16 protein-coding genes and 1 pseudogene are annotated in these 17,568 nt (G+C 37.0%); 4 read left to right on the top strand and 13 right to left on the bottom strand.

Going from position 1 to position 17,568, the window contains the following annotated elements; genetic code table 11:
- Positions 1-112 precede the first annotated feature (112 nt).
- The 13 genes from CRO56_RS00190 to CRO56_RS00130 all read right to left on the bottom strand — a co-directional run bounded on the left by CRO56_RS00190 (position 113) and on the right by CRO56_RS00130 (position 12,821).
- Positions 113-1,579, bottom strand: coding sequence for a peptidoglycan DD-metalloendopeptidase family protein (locus tag CRO56_RS00190; RefSeq protein WP_097156584.1), 1,467 nt, complete (start codon positions 1,577-1,579; stop codon positions 113-115).
- 440 nt (positions 1,580-2,019) lie between these two features.
- The gene (locus CRO56_RS00185; RefSeq protein ID WP_097156583.1) at positions 2,020-3,306 is read right to left on the bottom strand and encodes an adenylosuccinate synthase; all 1,287 of its coding nucleotides are present in this window, start codon (positions 3,304-3,306) and stop codon (positions 2,020-2,022) included.
- A 380-nt stretch (positions 3,307-3,686) separates the two neighbouring features.
- Positions 3,687-5,048, bottom strand: coding sequence for a replicative DNA helicase (dnaB, locus tag CRO56_RS00180; RefSeq protein ID WP_097156582.1), 1,362 nt, complete (start codon positions 5,046-5,048; stop codon positions 3,687-3,689).
- A 225-nt stretch (positions 5,049-5,273) separates the two neighbouring features.
- Complete coding sequence (rplI, locus tag CRO56_RS00175; protein ID WP_097156581.1) at positions 5,274-5,723, bottom strand: 50S ribosomal protein L9; 450 nt, start codon at positions 5,721-5,723, stop codon at positions 5,274-5,276.
- Entirely contained in the window at positions 5,720-7,693 is a 1,974-nt protein-coding gene (locus CRO56_RS00170) for a DHH family phosphoesterase (RefSeq protein WP_097156580.1), read from the bottom strand. Before CRO56_RS00170 ends, rplI begins: the two co-directional genes overlap by 4 nt.
- 33 nt (positions 7,694-7,726) lie before the next feature.
- Positions 7,727-8,674 (bottom strand): YybS family protein, encoded by a 948-nt coding sequence (locus tag CRO56_RS00165; RefSeq protein WP_179714121.1) that lies wholly within the window; start codon positions 8,672-8,674, stop codon positions 7,727-7,729.
- Positions 8,675-8,849: 175 nt separating this feature from the next.
- Positions 8,850-9,086 (bottom strand): 30S ribosomal protein S18, encoded by a 237-nt coding sequence (gene rpsR / locus CRO56_RS00160; protein WP_097156578.1) that lies wholly within the window; start codon positions 9,084-9,086, stop codon positions 8,850-8,852.
- A 48-nt stretch (positions 9,087-9,134) separates the two neighbouring features.
- On the bottom strand, positions 9,135-9,638 hold the full coding sequence (ssb, locus tag CRO56_RS00155; protein ID WP_097156577.1) for a single-stranded DNA-binding protein: 504 nt from the start codon (positions 9,636-9,638) through the stop codon (positions 9,135-9,137).
- Positions 9,639-9,697: 59 nt separating this feature from the next.
- Positions 9,698-9,985, bottom strand: a complete 288-nt coding sequence (gene rpsF / locus CRO56_RS00150) for a 30S ribosomal protein S6 (RefSeq protein ID WP_097156576.1) — start codon at positions 9,983-9,985, stop codon at positions 9,698-9,700.
- A 221-nt stretch (positions 9,986-10,206) separates the two neighbouring features.
- A complete protein-coding gene (gene ychF / locus CRO56_RS00145; protein ID WP_097156575.1) occupies positions 10,207-11,307 on the bottom strand; it encodes a redox-regulated ATPase YchF in 1,101 nt (366 codons plus the stop codon).
- Between the two features lie 131 nt (positions 11,308-11,438).
- Positions 11,439-11,690 carry a DUF2164 domain-containing protein gene (locus CRO56_RS00140; RefSeq protein ID WP_097156574.1) on the bottom strand — a complete coding sequence of 84 codons (252 nt, stop codon included), beginning with the start codon at positions 11,688-11,690 and terminating at the stop codon, positions 11,439-11,441.
- 55 nt (positions 11,691-11,745) lie between these two features.
- Positions 11,746-11,949 carry a DUF951 domain-containing protein gene (locus CRO56_RS00135; protein ID WP_425427144.1) on the bottom strand — a complete coding sequence of 68 codons (204 nt, stop codon included), beginning with the start codon at positions 11,947-11,949 and terminating at the stop codon, positions 11,746-11,748.
- A 17-nt stretch (positions 11,950-11,966) separates the two neighbouring features.
- Entirely contained in the window at positions 11,967-12,821 is an 855-nt protein-coding gene (locus tag CRO56_RS00130; RefSeq protein ID WP_425427162.1) for a mechanosensitive ion channel family protein, read from the bottom strand.
- Positions 12,822-13,016: 195 nt separating this feature from the next.
- Here CRO56_RS00130 and yyaC point away from each other — a divergent pair, with 195 nt between their 5' ends.
- From yyaC to CRO56_RS00110, 4 genes and pseudogenes are all read left to right on the top strand, one after another.
- A complete protein-coding gene (gene yyaC / locus CRO56_RS00125) occupies positions 13,017-13,640 on the top strand; it encodes a spore protease YyaC (RefSeq protein ID WP_097156571.1) in 624 nt (207 codons plus the stop codon).
- A 126-nt stretch (positions 13,641-13,766) separates the two neighbouring features.
- Positions 13,767-14,958: pseudogene (locus CRO56_RS00120) on the top strand (IS3 family transposase).
- 452 nt (positions 14,959-15,410) lie between these two features.
- Positions 15,411-16,073, top strand: coding sequence for a response regulator transcription factor (locus tag CRO56_RS00115; RefSeq protein WP_097156570.1), 663 nt, complete (start codon positions 15,411-15,413; stop codon positions 16,071-16,073).
- Positions 16,070-17,539 carry a sensor histidine kinase gene (locus CRO56_RS00110; protein ID WP_097156569.1) on the top strand — a complete coding sequence of 490 codons (1,470 nt, stop codon included), beginning with the start codon at positions 16,070-16,072 and terminating at the stop codon, positions 17,537-17,539. The genes CRO56_RS00115 and CRO56_RS00110 overlap by 4 nt, the downstream gene beginning before the upstream one ends.
- Positions 17,540-17,568 lie beyond the last annotated feature (29 nt).

The following is a 17,568-nucleotide window of genomic DNA, read 5'->3' as shown; positions in this document are numbered from 1 at the left end:
AATATTTGATTTTCATGATTCACTGCGTTCGTAAATAATCAGATCCGGTATCATAGTCCTGTAATAGAAAAGCCCTCAGCCTTTGCTGAGAGCCCCTTATCTGATTTGGAAATTAAAAATAGTTTAACGGATTTATGTTTTTACCATTTTGAAGAATTTCAAAATGCAGGTGAATACCTGTAGAGTTTCCAGTTGACCCCATTACACCAATCTTTGAACCCTGTGGTACCGTTTGACCAACGCTGACACTGATTGATGACAGGTGAGCATAAACAGTACGGTAGCCATTATTGTGATCAATCACGATTTTATTTCCATAGCCGCCATCCCAGCCAGCTTCGACAACAACTCCATTGTCTGCTGCTTTAATGGTGCGATCAGATGGACGGGCAATATCAATACCATCATGCATTTTACCCCAGCGATATCCCATTGTACTTGAGATATATCCGCCAACTGCAGGCCAGATAAAGTCACCAGTTCCTCTTGATGGGACTACTTTCGTACCTTTTACAATGATTTCTTCTACTGGAGCGGAGAGAACCTTAGATTCTAATACAGATTTTCCATCTCTTTCTCCATTTACTTCTCTGATTAAGTACGTGACAGCTTCAACACCTGATTGACCTTCCTGTTTTACTGTTTGTTCCCCTTTATACATTGAGTCATCTTCAATTACTTTTGTTTCATAAGGAATTTCTTCCTCGCGATACTTTTCATATTCAACAACGACATCAATGATCGGTTCATAAACCGTAACATTTAATTCTTTACCAATTTGAAGAACTGAATCTTCTTCAAGGCCTGGATTCAGCTTTAACAGTTGAGCAAGTGTTAAGTCATGCTTGGCGGCGATTGTTCCTAACACATCACCGGTTTGAACCTGATATTTCTTTTCTTCAAGGGTTCCCTTTTGCAAGAGCTTTAACGCTTCGTCAACGGTTAAAATTTCATTAGGTGTAACTTTTTCTTCTGAAACTGTAACTTCATCCGTAAATCGGACGTCTAAAAGTTTAGTTTCGTTGTTTTCTGTGAGGCTGGCTGTTTCAACAGCTGCTTCTCTACTCGCAGTTAATTGGGCGAGCTCCTCTTTTGTTACATATGCTTGTTTGATAGAATCTAAGATTTGCTTTGCAAGTTCTGCACTTTCTACATATGTAACGGGTTCTCCATTTACAGTAATTGCAAATGCTTCTGCCTGAACCTGGACTTTATCCACTAATGTATTGATAACAGAGTCGTCTTGAGTAGCGATTTGAAATACTTGTTCCGGAACATAAGAGATTTGATTTTCGAGAGTGAAATCAATACCCTCATATTCCTCTTTTGCTTTTTCAAGCTCTGTTTTAATCCATTTTTCAATTTCTTCTTTACTCGTCACCACGCCGATTCTTTCGTTTCCTACATATACGTGGTAAACAGTGGAAAGACCTACTTCTTCTTCAGTTTTAGCTTTAACTGAGCCTAACGTTAAGCTAGAAACGGCCAGAGTAGAGATTACTGTTCCCTTAACTAAAAAATTCGATTTTTTCTGCACTGGTTCTTTCCATTTCGACAATAAATGTCTCCAATGAGCCATAGTTTAATCCCCCTCATGTGATAGAAGGTATGTAATTTCCAGATAGTGACAAAGACCTATTTACAAAATAGTCTTATAAATTCACACTTTTATACTCTACCATAAAATGCGGAAAAGGGAAGAATTGACCCAAATATGTAATAAAACTGTATTATAGCTGACAATTAAGACCCATTTATTACTTAAAATGGTAACATAAATGCTATTTTTTTCCTACTCTATTAAAATGTTGGACTAGTATTATTGCACTAACCTTATTTTTCGACAAAAAAAGCCTTTTTATGTAGAATTATTCCATACTTTATTACATTGTATGATCGTTATTCGACACTTATGATTAAAAGAATAAGTAATGGTTTACTGTTAAGTGATTTACTTCTAAAAAATGGGAGAAGACCGCTGTCTGCGGCCTTCTGTGTAACCTGGATATAAACTCTTAATTATCTGTATACGCTTCTTACTACATTGGTTTGGGTACGATCTGGTCCTACAGAGAAAATAGAAATAGGGATACCCGTAAGTTGTGAAACTCTTTCAATATAGTGTCTTGCATTAGCAGGAAGATCATCTAGTGTTTTACAGCCTGTAATATCTTCCTTCCAGCCTGGCAACTCTTCGTATACAGGCTCGCATTCAGCCAATACCTTTAAGCTGGCAGGGAATTCATTTATTATTTCGCCTTTATACTGATAGGCCACACAAATTTTTAATGTATCAATACCGGTTAAAACATCGATAGAATTTAAAGAAAGATCTGTAATTCCGCTCACTCTGCGTGCATGGCGGACAACAACACTGTCAAACCAGCCCACGCGGCGCGGTCTTCCTGTTGTGGTGCCATATTCCCGTCCAACTTCACGGATTTGGTCTCCAATTTCATTTTTTAATTCTGTCGGAAATGGACCGTCTCCCACTCTTGTTGTGTAAGCCTTCGATACACCAACCACATGGTCAATTTTAGTTGGTCCTACACCTGAACCTATGGTAACTCCTCCAGCGACTGGGTTTGAGGATGTAACAAATGGGTAAGTACCTTGATCGATATCGAGCATGACTCCTTGTGCACCTTCAAACAAAACACGCTTACCTTCATCTAGTGCATCATTGAGAACAACAGAGGTATCACAAACATATTGTTTTATTTGTTGGCCGTACTCGTAATACTCATCTAAAATATCTTCTAATTGAAAGCCTTCGACTTCATAAAATTTTTCTAAAAGGCGATTCTTTTCATTTAAATTTTGGCTAAGTTTTTGTTTAAATTCGTCTTTATCTAATAAATCAGCAATTCGGATGCCTATTCTAGCAGCTTTATCCATATAAGCTGGGCCAATTCCTTTTTTTGTCGTTCCGATTTTATTGGCCCCTTTTCTTTCCTCTTCTACTTCATCGAGCTTTAAATGGTAAGGAAGGATCACATGAGCACGGTTGCTGATGCGTAAATTATCGGTTGTAACACCTTGTTCATGCAAATAGGCAAGCTCTTTGACTAATGCTTTTGGATCTACTACCATTCCGTTTCCGATTACACAAATTTTCTCTTTATAAAAGATTCCAGATGGAATTAAGTGAAGCTTATACGTTGTACCGTTAAAACGGATCGTATGTCCTGCATTATTTCCGCCTTGATAACGTGCAATTACTTCTGCATTTTCAGAAAGGAAGTCTGTAATTTTTCCTTTCCCTTCATCTCCCCACTGTGTACCGACAACAACTACGGAAGACATAGGAGCACCTCCAGCAACAATTGGTTTTTTTAACTGTATAAGTGTATCAATTTAATCGGTCTGAGTCAACGAAATCACGAACATTTCACAGTATATTAATATTTTTCGTTCGTAATTTTGTACTAAAGCAATGGCCTATTTTCACTTAGTTTGCCATTTTTTATTTATTCCATTCTGTAGCGATTGAATTAATAAAATATGAGCTCTGTAAAACACCATTGTTTGATATTCGTTAAAATCACTCCCTTTCCGAGGACGAACTACCGAGCCTCCTCGCTCGTTTTCCGCAGGAGTGACGTGGATTTAGCTCATTACAATGTAAGGTTAAAAAGAAATTAAATAAAAAAAGCCCAGCCTACTAATAGGAGGGGCTAATCTGATTATCCCGCTGGGACCGCAGCGTCATCGTATCTTCTTTCTAGATTAACGAATTTATTATATTCCTTGACGAAGGCCAGCTGTACAGTTCCTACCGGGCCATTCCTTTGCTTCGCAATTATAATTTCTATAATGTTTTTACTCTCCGATTCTTTATCATAATAGTCATCACGATATAAAAAGGCTACAATGTCGGCATCCTGCTCGATCGATCCTGACTCACGAATATCTGACATCATTGGCCGTTTATCTTGCCTCTGTTCGACTCCACGGGATAACTGTGATAAAGCGATAACTGGGACCTGAAGTTCGCGCGCTAACCCTTTTAAGGAACGAGAGATCTCCGATACTTCCTGCTGTCTGTTTTCTCTTGAATTGGCACTTCCCTGAATTAACTGTAAGTAATCAATTAAGATCATTCCGAGCCCATGTTCTTGCTTTAGACGTCGGCATTTTGCTCTAATTTCATTAATTCGGATACCTGGTGTATCATCAATATAAATTCCCGCTCTTGAAAGACTTCCCATCGCCATGGTTAGCTTTCGCCAATCATCATCCGTAAGCGATCCTGTCCGCAGGCGCTGTGCATCAATATTTCCCTCAGCACAAAGCATCCGCATCACCAGCTGTTCGGCACCCATCTCTAAACTAAAGATCGCTACATTTTCGCTTGTTTTAGTTGCTACGTTTTGTGCAATGTTTAACGCAAAGGCTGTTTTCCCGACTGAAGGACGAGCTGCAACAATGATCAAATCATTCTTTTGAAAACCAGCCGTCATTCGGTCTAACTCTGCAAATCCTGTTGGGATCCCCGTGATATCTCCTTTACGATTATGGAGAACCTCAATTTGGTCATATGTTTTGACTAATACATCTTTAATATCTTGAAAGGTTCCCGAGTTATTTCGCTGAGAAACCTCCATTATTTTCTTTTCAGCCTCAGTTAAAAGCTCGTCCACTTCATCTTCGCGGGCATAGCCATCCTGAGCAATCGACGTAGCGGTCTTTATTAATCTGCGCAGTAAAGACTTCTCTGCAACTATTTTGGCATAGTAGTCTATATTAGCTGCCGTTGGTACACTTGCGGCAAGTTCGCTTAAATAAGAAACTCCTCCAATATCTTCAAGCTGCTTGGCTGCCTGCAGCTGTTCCGTTACTGTAATCAGGTCAACTGCTTCGCCTGAATCGTTCAGCTTTAGCATATAATAAAAGATTTTTTCATGGGCGTTTCGATAAAAATCTTCTGGTTCTAATATTTCAGATGCAACCGTAATGGATGAGGGTTCAAGAAAGATGGCACCCAATACGGCTTGTTCCGCTTCTATGTTTTGAGGAGGAATTCGGTCCTGAAACCATTCATTCATGAGGGTATGCCCCCTTTCCATTCTCTCTTTGTCCTACTTACTATATTAATAGATATCTGTTCGTTTGGCTAAGAAAATTTCCCTATAACCTAAATCCAAGATTATAAATAATAAAGCTTTCCCTTATATTCATAAATCAAATGCTTATAACGTAAAAAATGTGATCGAATGATCGATCACATTTTTTATTTTATCACGTTTCATTGTATATAGTTGTTGGCAAAATTAGTTTTCTTCTTTTACGTGTACATTTAAGGTCGCTGTAACTTCCGTATGAAGTTTCACCGGAACCTTTGTATATCCTAAGGCACGGATTCCATCAGGAAGTTCGATTTTTCTTTTATCTATTTTTAAGCCGTGGTTCTTTTTCAATTCATCAGCAATTTGTTTACTGGTAATAGAACCAAATAATCGCCCGCCTTCACCGGCTTTTGCTGTTAATTCAACGGTTAATTTTTCGATTTTCAGCTTTAAAGCCTGGGCCTCCTCAAGCTCTGCTTGGGCTTGTTTTTCCTCTTTTTTCTTTTGAGCCTCTAAGGTGCTGACATTACTTTTATTAGCTTCTACAGCAAGACCCTGCTTAATCAAGAAGTTCTGTGCATAGCCGTCTGCCACATTTTTAACTTCTCCTTTTTTTCCTTTCCCTTTAACGTCTTTTAGAAAGATAACCTTCATTCTTTACTTCCCCCTTGCTTATATTCATCTATTGCTTCATACAATTGTTGGACAGCTTCTTCAATTGTTACATCCAAAATTTGCGTAGCAGCATTTGACAAATGTCCGCCACCGCCTAATCGTTCTAAAATAACTTGAACGTTCACGTCTCCCAAGGAACGTGCACTAATGCTGACCATTCCTTCTTGGCGATAGGCAACCACAAAGGAGGCTGCTACCTGATCCATTGTCAGTAGTGTATCCGCTGCTTTAGCTATCAGAATTTGGTCAAAGAGCTCATTTTCGTGGCCTTTAGCAATCGCTATTCCATCTTTATAAAACTCAACATGCTCAATAAGCTTTGCTCTTTTGACATACGTTTGAATATCTTCTTTAAGAAAACGCTGAACTAAAATCGTATCAGCACCGAGTGTTCTTAAATAAGAGGCTGCATCGAATGTTCTTGAACCCGTTCGTAATGTAAAACTTTTTGTATCTACTATAATACCAGCAAGTAAGGCTGTTGCTTCCAGCATTTCAATCCGTTTATGCCTTGGCTGGTATTCTAAAAGCTCCGTCACTAATTCTGCTGTTGAAGACGCATAAGGTTCCATGTATACAAGTAATGGGTCATGAACGAATTCTTCACCTCTGCGATGGTGATCAATAACAACTGTATGGTCTATCATTTGTAATAATTTATCTGAAATAACCATGGATGGCTTATGTGTATCTACAATAACCAGCAAGGAATTTTCAGAAGCCAGCTCCATAGCTCTTTCCGGTGAAATAAAACGGGAATATAAGCCCTCTTTTTGTTTGACTTCCTTCATTAAGCGGCTAACACTTGTATCCATTTCCTGCTGATTGACTACCACATAGCCCGCCTTTTCATTCATTTCTACTATCTTTAAAATTCCTATAGCTGAACCAATTGCATCCATATCGGGACGTTTGTGACCCATAATAAAGACATTATCACTGCCGGCAATAAGCTCTTTTAATGCATGGGCGATAACACGTGCCCGAACTCTTGTCCGTTTCTCCATAGGGTTGGTTTTGCCGCCGTAAAATTTGACCTTTCCGTTAGGCAGTTTAATGGCTACCTGATCCCCACCGCGACCTAAGCTTAAATCCAGACTCGATTGTGCCAGACTGCCTAACTCTATTAAGGAAGAGACTCCAACGCCAACCCCAATACTTAAGGTAAGAGGGACATTTTGCTTGGAAGTCATTTCACGGACAACGTCTAATATACTAAATTTATCCGCTTCCAATCTATTCAGTACTTTTTCATGATAAATAGCAATAAACCGATCAGATGAGACCCTTTTAAGGTAGATTCCATAATCATTTGCCCATTTATTTAGGATGGATGTAACCTGGCTATTTAAGCTGCTTTTCGTTTGGTCATCCATGCCCTGCGTCATTTCATCATAATTATCTAGAAATATAATAGATATGACTGGCTGTTCCTCTTTATAGCGTTTTTCAATTTCCCATTGCTCTGTAATATCAAAAAAATACAACAGCCGTTCTTCTGCTTTAAAGACTACCCGAAATTTACGGTCATGTAATGTGATATTGTCCGATTCGATTTCCTGTTTGATAATGGGGACCAAATCATCTGCTATATCATAAATCGAACGGCCGATTAAGCTTTCCTCTTCGAAACTGGAGGTTAAGTATGGATTAGCCCATTCAATAACATACTCATCATTAATGAGCATAATCCCAATCGGCATTTCTAATAATGCCTCTTCTCCTACCTTTTTAACACGATGAGAAAGAGTGGAAATATATTGCTCAATCTCCTTTTCACGAGTATCTTCCCGGTATAGAAGAAAAAAGAAAATGCCGCCAAATAATACAAAGCCAATTAAAGCCACAATCCATTGAAAGTAGGCTAATACGGCCAATAAGCACACTGTTAAAGCAACCAGTGCATATAAAGGGGCTTTAATGAGACCCTTTCTTAAGTGTGATGACATTTGTTTTCAGCTCCTATTCTTTCAATAGGATCATCAAGATTTTGACTGATTCACCCGCTGTCTTAAATCAAAGCCTATGTCAATTATACCTAATAATCTTATCAGTAAAAGTCCTATTGGTGTAAGCATAGCAAAAATCGCCACAATCACGGGAACCGCTTTTGCTATTCTTTTATTATATGCAAAATAGAAAACAAAAGATAATCCCTGAATTATGAATAAAGCCTGAAGCATGAATAATAAATTGACAATAGCCATATTGGTAAATGAACCCGTTTCAAGAGGGACAAATAAACTGATTAATGTAACTCCCACATAATACCAAATCATACTTCTTGGCAATTTCCACTCTCTAAAAGGAATTCTCTCTGGAAGCGGCATTTTAAATCTTTTTAAAATTACACCACATACTAGCAAGATTAAATAAGCTGCTATAAACGAAGAAACAACCAATAAAGACGGAAATAATGTTTCGAGCATGTCGAATACAAGTACAATATTTTCTTCTGTTAATTCAGCCGGTACCTCCTGGCCAAATTGCTGAAATAATTCCATTGAACGGATAAATGACCGCTCGGTTGCTTCAAATGTTTCTTCAATAACATTTACTCCTAAAAACAGGATAGATATCACATATTGAAGCAGTAATCCAACACTTACAGTAAGGCTAGACGCTATGTATAAAAAAAAGCGTCCCTTTTTCTCTCTAATCGCATAACCTATCACGATTCCGAGTGAACCATAGAGAACCGTTACAGGAAGGGCTAATAAATTACCAATAATAAAGGTAATGAAGAGGGAGGCCACTCCAAGTATGAGACTGTTTTTGAATCCATATTTAACTGTAAAAATGATAAACGGCAATGGCAAAAAAAACATAGAAACTATGGATATATAAGGTATATACAAAAAAATCAGCAGCAAAACTGAATATATCGCTAACAGAACAGCCCCTTCTGTTAGTCTTCTTGTATTATTCACTAGTGTTCCCCCAATCTATGTAAAAGCAAAACTAAGTATATTGTAAAAGAGAAAAAAATAACAATCAACTTTCAGCCCTAAACAGTTTTATTAGCCGATTTAATCATATAAGGGGGGATAAGCTAATGCACATAAAAAAGCAGCCAGGAAAGACCTAGCTGCTTTAAATTCAACCTTATTCTCCGCTTACATAAGGAAGAAGAGCCATTTGACGAGCACGTTTGATTGCTACTGTCAATTTACGTTGGTACTTCGCACTTGTACCAGTTACACGGCGTGGAAGAATTTTACCACGTTCAGAAATGAACTTTTTAAGAAGATCTACATCTTTATAGTCGATGTGCGTAATCCGATTAGCTGTGAAATAACACACTTTACGGCGCTTTGCACGTCCGCCTTTACGTCCTGCCATTGTTTACCCTCCCTTACATTCGTAATGAAATGTATTTTAACGTTGTTATTAGAATGGTAAATCATCATCTGAAATGTCAATCGGTTCGCCATTGTCAGCAAACGGATCGTCATCCAAACGTGAAAATTGGTTATTATCCTGATAATTACGTTGTGGTTGATTCTGATTGTACCCGAAGTCTTTGTCTCTTGGACCACCAGAGATTCCGCTTCCGACGCGATCTTGTGATGCATTTCTTGGTTCAAGAAATTGAACACTTTCTGCTACAACTTCAGTAACATACACTTTCCGACCATCTTGGCCATCATAGTTTCTTGTTTGGATTCGACCATCTACACCAGCTAAGCTTCCCTTTTTCAAAAAGTTAGCTACGTTTTCTGCTGGCTTTCTCCAAACAACAATATTAATAAAGTCAGCTTCTCTTTCCCCCTGTTGATTCGTAAATGTACGATTCACTGCAAGAGTAAAAGTCGCTACAGGAACACCACTTGGCGTGTAACGAAGATCTGGATCTTTTGTAAGCCTGCCAACGAGGATGACACGGTTCAACATCAGAACAACTCCTCTACCTTTAAAAATGTTTCACGTGAAACATTTTTAAAATCTTTTTATTATTCTTCTTCTTTAATTACGATATGACGAAGGATGTCATCGTTGATACGAGCTAAACGATCGAATTCGTTAACAGCTTCTGTACCAGCATTAACTTTTAGAAGTTGGTAGTAACCATCACGGTAGTCGTTAATTTCATAAGCTAAACGACGTTTACCCCATTCTTTTGCTTCAAGAACTTCAGCACCATTATCAGTTAAAATAGTGTTGAAACGCTCAACGACAGCTTTTTTACCTTCATCTTCAATGTTTGGGCGGATGATGTACATAATTTCGTACTTTCTCATCTCACAGTCACCTCCTTTTGGTCTAACGGCTCTTTCTAACAAAAGAGCAAGGAGCAATGCATTCATTACTCACAAGTTGAAATTATATCACGTTCATATAGGAAAAGCAACAAAACTGTGAATATTGCAAGCGTAATCCTTATACTGTATCCAACTTTAATTAAATATAAAAAACAGATAAGAAAAGATATCTGTTCCCTTCTTATCTGTTGAATAAACTATTACACATTAAAACGGAAATGGATGATGTCGCCGTCTTTTACTTCATAATCTTTACCTTCAAGCCGAACCTTACCCGCTTCTTTTGCTGCATTCATTGAGCCTGCAGCCATTAAATCATCATAAGAAACAGTTTCTGCTCTAATAAAGCCTCTTTCGAAATCAGTGTGGATAATACCAGCACATTGTGGTGCTTTCATTCCTTTTCTGAAAGTCCAGGCTCTTACTTCCTGAACACCAGCAGTAAAGTACGTAGCTAATCCAAGTAAGCTGTATGCAGCCTTGATAAGCTGATCTAAACCAGATTGTTCAATACCAAGCTCAGCAAGAAACATTTTCTTCTCTTCTCCTTCAAGCTCGGCTATTTCTGCTTCAATTTTTGCGCAAACTACAATCACTTCGGCATTATCCTCTTTGGCAAACTCCTTTACTTTCTGAACATATTCATTCGAAGAAGGATCCGCCACATCGTCCTCGCCCACATTGGCCACATAAAGGACTGGTTTAATGGTAAGAAGGTGTAAGCCTTTGACAATCTTCATTTGCTCTTCTGTAAACTCGACTGTTCTAGCAGGCTTTTCGCTTTCAAAAGCTTCTTTTAGTTTCAAAAGGATTTCGTGTTCAGCGAGTGCATCTTTATCCTTTTGTTTTGCCATTTTCCCAACACGTTCAATTCGTTTATCAACTGATTCTAAATCAGCTAAAATTAATTCCAAATTGATTGTTTCAATATCTGAAATCGGGTCGACTTTTCCTGATACATGGGTAATGTTATCGTCTGCAAAGCAACGAACCACATGACAAATAGCATCCACTTGACGAATATGTGAAAGGAACTTATTCCCTAAGCCTTCTCCCTTACTCGCTCCTTTTACAATTCCAGCGATATCTGTAAACTCAAAAGTTGTAGGAACAGTTTTCTTTGGAACAATTAATTCTGTAAGCTTTTCAAGACGTTCATCAGGAACCTCTACAATTCCAACGTTGGGATCAATCGTACAGAATGGATAGTTCGCTGATTCTGCACCAGCTTGTGTTATGGCATTAAATAATGTAGACTTACCCACATTCGGTAAGCCAACGATACCGGCAGTCAAGGCCATCCTCGTCACTCCTCAATTCATAATATCTATGATCATTTGCAATCTGATTTATAACGTTTAAACCCTTCCCAATTATAGAGACTAATAGAAGAAAAGACAAGTGATGATGTGCCAGCTTCCGGATTAGCGGCTTAAAGTTTTCGCTGTATAGGTCTCTCTAATGAAGCAATATCTTCTTCTATGTTAAGAAGCAATTGTGTAACCAATTTTTTGGCATCTTTAACCCCTTGATTATAGAGGATAGGACCAAGCCGTTCCATAAAAAAATCAAATATGTTTTCAGCCGCAATCAAACCTATTTCTTCCCCTTTTTCCTCAAGGAAAAAACCTTGAATTTCAGCAATAATCTGATCCTTTTGTTCCTTCGGAAATTTGATATACATGATAAACCTTCCTTTTTTTCAAATTGAAAGAATAGCAAAAAAGAAGCATCTCTTTCTATGCTTCTTTTTCATGTTTCTCTAAAATCTTCTTTACTTTTTTCACGAATTCTCTGCGCGGCATGAGGACACTGTGTCCGCAGCCTTCGCATTTTATTCGGAAATCCATCCCGACTCTAATGATTTTCCACCGATTCGTACCGCACGGATGTGACTTTTTCATTTCGACAACATCATTTAAGTCAAAATCTTTTATTTCCAAAATGATTCACTTCCTTCTTATATGACTTCATTTTGCTTTTCATTCCGTGTATACATCACCATACGTGGAAACGGTATTTCAATACCATGTGCATCTAAACAAGTTTTTAGCTCTTTGCGAAGTGCCCTGGCAATCGGGGTATGCTTCATTGGTTTTGTTTCAGCTGCCACACGTAAGACCACTTCAGAAGCTCCTAACATTTGAACACCCAATAATTCAGGCGTTTTTACCAAATCAGGGTATTGATCCGGAAGTGTCTCAAGGAATTCATTAATCACCTTTTCAGCTTTCTGGATATCACCTTCGTAAGCAATACTGATATCCACAATCGCTAAACTATTATGAATCGAAAAATTAGTAACTTCTAAGATGGAGCCGTTCGGAAAAATGTGAAGTTCACCTGTCCAGCTTTTAATCTTGGTAATCCGTAACCCAATTTCTTCGACTGTACCTTCTGCCTGATTAATTCGAACATAATCACCGACTGAGAACTGATCCTCAAAAATAATAAAAAATCCGGAGATAATATCTTTTACTAAGCTTTGAGCACCAAAGCCTACCGCAAGTCCGACAATCCCAGCTCCTGCAATAATCGTCCTGATATCAATATACATATCTAAAATCATCAAAATCGCTACAAAATACACAATGTATGTGATGACGTTTTGCATGAGCTTCATCAATGTTGCTTCTCTTCGTTCCGAAATCCGCAGCGGTGCCTTTGAACGCACGAGAAAAATCTTATTGACACTTGATTTTGCTATTTTAACAAATATTCCTGCCAAAACCAGAATCAAAATAATTTTTCCGATTTGAATCCAAGTGTCTTCACTTAATAATATTTCTTGGATAGACTGAAAGAATGTTTCTATGTATATCACGTTTTCACCTCTTTATAGAAGCTAGTACCATATAAAACAAGTATCCCTATTTTAGCAAGATACATATCGTTTTTAAAGAGATATATGGATTATTTCTTGAGATAAATAGACAAACTATTGGCGTTTATGTATACATTTGGTGATTTCTCCGTATACTGTTACTACCATTCAGAAGGAGAAGGACCTATGAAATTTAAGCCCTATTTTTTTGAACGTTCTGGCGGAACTGTAAGAATTCCTTATGATGATGAGCATGCAGTTCAAGCAGTGGCTTCTCATATTCAGCAATTACTCCCTGCTACAGTTCAACCGATTGTTTTTGTATGTATTGGTACTGACCGATCAACAGGTGATTCCCTCGGTCCCTTTGTCGGAACGTTACTGTCAGAAAAAGGAACTTTGCCTTTTTCGATATACGGAACATTGGATGACCCTATTCATGCTGTAAATCTGGTCGATAAACTTCAAATGATTGAGGAAAAACATGAGAATCCTTTTATTATCGGAATTGATGCTTGTTTAGGACGGATAAAAAGTGTTGGGCATATTATTCTTGGAGAAGGTCCTGTAAAGCCAGGTGCAGGTGTCAATAAAGATCTCCCGCAGGTTGGTGATGCCCATATGACCGGTATCGTCAATGTAAGTGGATTCATGGAGTTTTTCGTATTACAAAATACCCGGTTGAATCTAGTTGTAAAAATGGCTAAAACCATGGCAGATGGAATATATGAAGCTGGAACTCACCTGAACCGAAAAATTCAGATCGAAGAATATTTGCAATTAAATGTGGATCGGGAAAATTCTATTTGAATTTATAAGAAGACCTCGCGAATACTAAAATGTACCCTATGAAGTAGACACTTTGAAAAAAGGACTACTTCATAGGGTACTTTTTTGTATACTTTATTTAAAGATAAATAATCAGGGAGATATACAATGACTAATAAATACTTTACTGAAAAAGAAGTAAACGAACTAAATATAAATCCTAATGTAAAAGCTGTTAGTAATAAGGCAATCACCTATACAGAAGAGTTCAAGAGGTTATTTATTTCTGAAAGTAAGAAAGGAAAGCTTCCACGTGCAATATTCGAGGAAAATGGTTTTAATATTGATGTAATTGGACCCGACCGAGTTAAGAAAGTAGCTAATAGGTAGCGCACTGTATATAAGAGGGCTGGTGTATTAGAGTTGAAGGATTCACGTTCCAATCTCCCAGGCAGACCTCGAAAAAAGGAACTCACGTTAGAGGAGAAAAATGCAAGGTTAGAAGCTCAAATTCAACTTTTAAGAGCGGAAAACGAACTATTAAAAAAGTTAGACATGATAGAAAGGGGGCTGAGAAGAAACAACTAAGAGGTGGTACTGAATTAAAGTTCCTCTTGATTCATTCACTAATTGAGAAGTATAAACTTAACAATATGATCAGTTTCTTATGTGCAGTTAGGGGTTTCACGTTCAGGATACTACAATTATTTTTCTTTAGAATCCGTAGAAAAACGCAAGCAGACAGAAGCGAGAGATCTGATTTTAAAGGAGAATGTGTTAAAAGCCTTTAAATATAAAAATAGAAAAAAAGGAGCTCGGCAAATCAAGATGACTTTGGCGGGTAAATTTAATTTGTCTATAATTTAAAGCGAATCAGGATACTAACATTACATACTTGTATTATGGAAAAGGAAAAAAAGCATACCTATCTACAATAAAAGATGGTTCTACAAATGAAATATTAGCCTTTCATGTTTTAGAACAAATTTCGCTCGACCTAGCAATAGATACCCTAAAAAAATTAATGAAAAATAGAAACTTTAAAAAAGCAGCAGATGGAGCATTTATACACTCTGACCAAGGGTTTCATTACACAAGTCCTACCTATCAAAAAATAGTAAAAGATTATAAACTAGGACAGTCCATGTCAAGGAGAGGTAACTGTTGGGACAATGAACCACAGGAATCATTCTTTGGCCACTTTAAAGATGAAGCCCAAATAAAATCATGCGAAACACTAGAAAAGTTAAAACGAGAAATTAACGATTACATTAATTATTACAACAAAGACAGATATCAATGGAACCTAAAAAAGATGACCCCTGTTCAATACAGAGATCATCTATTTAGCGCAGCCTAGTCTTTTTTTCAAAATGTCCTTTACATAGGGTACATTTTATACCACACGGTCTTTTTTCTAATGATTCATTACCAATAATATATTCTACGCGATATATTAAATGGATTACCCGCTTTTCCCCATATTGTTGTTTTTTACATACAGTCTCTCCCTTTATTTTCCTGGTCCTTTACCACGCTTCTTAAGGACTCTTTCTTCGCTTTCTTTCCGCCAGGTTAGATAATTTTTAGCTTGAGGCAGAAACCCAGAAGCCTAATCCCCGTTCACGATCTCATTTCCTTCAAATAAACACTGTTGGGTAATGTCTAATAAAAATACGGATTCGTTGAAATAAAAATGAAATATAGTGTTAGACAATCGGAAATTTACAACTATTTTACAACTTGGTGATATATATTAAATATCTATTGTTACACTAAAATTAGTAGTTTTATATTTTGAGGAGAAAACAGATGAAAAATATATTAATTGTTGAAGATGATCAAGCCATATCGAATTTAATTTATTTAAATTTAAATGTTGCGGGATACAAAAGCACACAAGTGTATAGCAGCAATGAAGCCCTTACAATACTAAAAAATCATTTTTTTGACTTAATCCTGCTTGATGTAATGCTGCCTGATATGGATGGATTTGAACTTATCGAAAAAATTCGGACGTTTAATACTATCCCTGTAATTTTTATCACTGCAAAAAATGACCTGCCCGATAAAGTAAAAGGCCTAAAAATAGGCGCAGAAGATTATATAGTCAAACCTTTTGAAGCAATGGAGCTGCTTGCACGCATAGAAGTGGTATTAAGGCGTTACAGCAACCATCAAGATTCGAAAAAATTTGAGGACTTGGAAATAAATGAAGAGGAACGGATTGTAAGGAAGAATGGACAAATTATTGATTTGACACTGAAAGAGTATGAGCTTCTATTATTGCTAGTCCGGAATAGAAACAAGGCGCTCACACGTGAAAAAATTTTAGAACTTGTCTGGGGCTATGACTATTTAGGAGAAACAAGAACGGTAGATATCCATATTCAAAAGCTAAGGAAAAAGCTAAATTGGACCGAAAAAATTATTACGGTTTACAAATTTGGCTATAGATTGGAGAGCAAACATTGAAATTATGGCAAAAAATATTTATATGTACCTTTATCTTATTTGAATTGGTTTTTAATATAAGCATCCCCCTTATGATTCAATATACTTTTAATCAGAATTTAACCAAAGAAATAGAACGAGGACTTACAGAACAAATGATTTTGCATACTAGTTTGCAGGCAAATAGTAAATATGCAAGTGATGTTTTTCAATTTTCCCAAGACTTTCTGAAAGCTTTTTTAAAAATGACATTCCAGGAAAACACCCAATATTTTGATAAAAAAGGAGTCTATATTGAGGTTTTAGATGAAAATAATCATCCTATATATTCCAATTTTAATTTTCAACATGATGCAGAACGCGTTGAATTAGATGTTCCTATTTCGGATACTAGAAATTATATAATACGTGATATAAGAGACAAAAGCTTGTTATTCGTAACAAATGGGCTGGAATTGAAGGATCAAACCTTCAAATTTACTTATATTCGTGATATTTCCAGTGTATATAGTGATCGCATTGATCAATACCATTTATTTTTCAGGGTCAATTTAATCATAGCCCTATTACTGGCTGCTGCGTTGTATGCGTTGACACGTTATTTCATTCAACCTATAAGCAGTCTCACAAGGTCAACTCAAACGATTACTGGCGGCGATTTTTCCGAGAGAGTTAATATTAACGCTAAAGATGAAGTCGGGATACTCGCTGAAAACTTTAATCTAATGGCAGCGGCGGTGGAAGAAAAGATAAAAGAATTAGAAAAAAATGCAGAGCTTAAACAGAACTTTATAGAGTCATTTACGCATGAAATAAAAACTCCATTAACCTCTATTATTGGGTATGCTGATTTTTTAAGGTCAACCAAATATAATGAAAAAATTTATTATGACTCTCTTGATTATATTTATAACGAGGGTAAACGGCTTGAGGCTCTTTCCTTCAAACTAATGGATTTAATCCTGTTAAAAAAGCAAGATTTTTATATGAAACAGGAGAATCTTTCCCTTTTATGTAAAGATGCCGCAGAAATTCTTCGGCCAAGTCTCAGCAGTAAGAAAATATCCCTCAAGCTTCATTTAGATGAATGCAATGCTTGTGTTGATACGGATTTGTTTACAGTACTGCTAACAAATTTGCTTGATAATGCTATAAAAGCCTCTAACGAAGAGGGTATCATTTATTTAACTCTGAAAAAACAGTGTGATCAGATCGTGATAAAGATAGAAGATAATGGAATTGGTATGGTAGAAAAGGATATGGAAAGAATTTTTGAACCATTTTTTGTGGTAGATAAAGCAAGAACTCGTGCAAATGGAGGGGCTGGAATAGGACTAACCATTTGTTCAGAAATTATCAAGCTTCATCATGGTGAAATTAAAGTTAGCAGCGAAGTTGGTAAAGGTACAGTATTTGAAATAGACCTCCCTAGAGAAATTACAACTTCTTTACAAGTATTCGATACTTATAAGACATCCTGCAGATAGAATCAAAAATGGAGATGGCCAAATCCAAC

Origin of the sequence: Bacillus oleivorans (assembly GCF_900207585.1) — a bacterium.
In the GTDB taxonomy this organism is placed as follows: Bacteria; Bacillota; Bacilli; order Bacillales; family JC228; genus Bacillus_BF; species Bacillus_BF oleivorans.
The sequence above is the reverse complement of the archived record's forward strand: the minus strand, read 5'-3'. Positions and strand labels throughout refer to the sequence as shown.